Raw genomic sequence first — 1,987 nt, 5'->3', positions numbered from 1 at the left:
CGGCCGGGCCGAGCAGGTGTGGGGAACCCGGCTGCCGGACCACGACGGCCTGCGCATCCCGCAGATGTTCGCGGCGGCGCGCTCAGGGGCTCTGCGGGTCCTGTGGATCATCGGGGAGGACGTGTGCGCCACCGACCCTGACAGCAGCCGGGTCATCGAGGCGTTGGAGTGCTGCCCGCTGGTCATCAGCCAGGAGCTGTTCCTGTCCGAGACCGCCCGCCACGCTGACGTGGTCCTGCCCGCCGCGTCCTGGCTGGAGAAGGACGGCACCTTCGTCAACTTCGACCGGCGTTTCCAGCGGGTACGGCCCGCTCTCGCCCCGCCCGGTCAGGCCCGTACGGACTTCGCCATCGTGCACGCGATCGCCGCCGCCTACGGCGCGGACCTGGGCTGCCCGACCCCCGCCGAGGCGCTGGCCGAGTGCGGCCGGGTGGCGCCGGTGTTCGCCGGGATATCCCACCGGCGGCTGGATCGCGAAGGCGCCATCCCCTGGCCGTGCCCCGATCCTGAACAGCCCGGAGAGGCCAAGCTCTACCTGGACCGATTCGCCACGCCGGACGGGCTGGCGCACCTTGCCGCCCGCCCCTACCTGCCGCCGGGCGAGAGCCCCGACGACGACTACCCCCTGATCCTGATCACGGGCCGCCGGTGGGCGCACTACAACTCCGGCAACATGACCCGGCGCTCCGGCACCATCGAGCTCGACCCTTCCGATCACCTCGACCTGCACCCCGCCGACGCCGCCCGTCATGCCGTTCGCGACGGCGACACGGTGCTGGTCGAAAGCCGGCACGGACAGGCCATGTTCCCGGCGCGGATCACCGAGGAGGTCACGCCGGGCCAGCTCTTCTGCACCTTCCACTTCTCGTCCAGCGGGGCGAACGCCCTCACCTCCGATCATGCCGACACCGTGACGTCATGCCCGGAGTACAAGGTCACCGCCGTGCGCCTGCGCGTCGCGCAGGAGTGCTCATGACTCCTTGCCGCGTGGCCGTACCACGGCGACCGGGCAGTGAGCGCGGTGCAGCACGCCGTGACTCACCGAGCCGAGCACCGCGGAGGCGAAACCGCCCAGCCCGCGCGAGCCGACCACGACCAGGTCCGCCGTGGCGGAGGCCTTGATGAGCGCGGGTACCGGGTGCTCGCGCACCTGCTGGTCTGCGATCTCGACGTCGGGATGGTCCTTCCGCCATCGGCCCACCCGCTCCCGAGCCGTGCGGACCTCCTCCTGGAACGAGTCCTCCAGCAGGTTGCCGTAGTCCGGGGCGTAAGCCGAGACGATCGGCGCCTGCCAGGCGTAAACGGCGAGCAGTCGTGCGTGGCGGGCGCGAGCCTGCTCGATGGCGTACGCCACGGCTTCCCGCGCGGCCTCGGAGCCGTCGTCACCGACCACGATCCGGCCATGCTCGGCAGTGGTGGGTACGCGGACGATGACGACCGGCCCGGCGGCATGGCCCGCGACCCCCAGGCCCACCGAGCCGAGCATCAGTCCGGCGAATCCGCCCAATCCTCGGCTTCCCAGCACCAGGGAATCTGTCGACGCCGACTGGCCGATGAGCGCTTCGATGACGTTGCCGTCGAGCAGCTCAGTGCTTATCTCGCTATCCCCGCCCGCTGCGCGAGCGCTGTCGGCGGCGGCTTCCAACGTGCCGAGGCAGTACTTCCTGCTGTCCAAGCCTTCCGGCCACTGTTCGCACACGTGCACGATCTTCAGCGGCAGCCGTCTGCGCCGGGCGTCGGCCGCAGCCCACTCGACCGCCACGCTCGATGGCTTGGAGCCGTCCACGCCGACCACGATCGGTCCGGCCATCATCCGCCCCCTTCCTGGAGCTCCACCTCCTGCTTCCCGAAACGGACATCCACGCACACGGCGCTCACCTTTCGGACACTATCGCCACAGGGCATGGAGCGTGCTGGAGGAGGGAGTCCGCCGCGCCGAACCAGGCGGCGGGCCTGCGCCCGACGACCATGAGCGTGGCGTGATCAT

The 1,987-nt window shown here is 70.9% G+C and carries 2 protein-coding genes; one reads left to right on the top strand and one right to left on the bottom strand.

All coding sequences use genetic code 11. From position 1 onward, the window contains the following. Window positions 1–976: molybdopterin-dependent oxidoreductase (locus ABZS69_RS66980; protein ID WP_355395634.1), on the top strand; the 976-nt coding region annotated here is incomplete at its 5' end. Here the strand turns inward: ABZS69_RS66980 and ABZS69_RS66975 are convergent. Then, entirely contained in the window at window positions 971–1,813 is an 843-nt protein-coding gene (locus tag ABZS69_RS66975; RefSeq protein ID WP_355395631.1) for a universal stress protein, read from the bottom strand. The genes ABZS69_RS66980 and ABZS69_RS66975 overlap by 6 nt on opposite strands. Window positions 1,814–1,987: the final 174 nt, after the last annotated feature.

This window comes from Nonomuraea sp. NPDC005650 (assembly GCF_040605375.1).
GTDB lineage: Bacteria > Actinomycetota > Actinomycetes > Streptosporangiales > Streptosporangiaceae > Nonomuraea.
Note: the sequence above shows the minus strand (reverse complement) of the source record. Positions and strands in the feature narration are given on the sequence as shown.

What these genes read in the sequence shown, in the direction of transcription:
- ABZS69_RS66975 (WP_355395631.1), bottom strand. Translation starts at nt 1,813, where the DNA reads ATGATGGCCGGACCGATCGTGGTCGGCGTGGACGGCTCCAAGCCATCG.